Consider the following 385-nt stretch of genomic DNA (forward strand, 5'->3'; position numbering starts at 1 on the left):
TGACGGAGACAAGGCAAGCCTTTACGCGACATACAGTCTTCCGCATGAAGACAGTGAAATGTCGGTTTTTAGAAGGCAGCGTTTCTTTTTAGGTTATTTGCATCGGCAGATACAGATGAATGACAGGCTTAACAATCCGCAGGCGGCGAAAATGTACCATTCATTTTTCAGGACAAGCATGAACCAGCGCGCGATGACGCTTCTTCTTGACGAGTTTGTCAATATAGATACGGACAGAACCAATATTCAGTCTGTAGGAGGGAACCTGCGGGAAGTATCAGGTCAGATGCTGATTATTCCGCACTGGGACGGTAATCTTGTAAAGGAAGTTGTGCGCCAAACTCTTGCCTCTCTTACCCGCGATTTTGAGGAACAGTCGGTAATG

The 385-nt window shown here is 46.5% G+C and carries 1 pseudogene; it reads left to right on the forward strand.

The annotated features are described in order from the left end of the window. Positions 1 to 385: pseudogene (locus ACYVRH_RS14990) on the forward strand (LCP family protein); the annotation flags it as partial.

The organism is Treponema sp. R80B11-R83G3 (genome assembly GCF_054786115.1).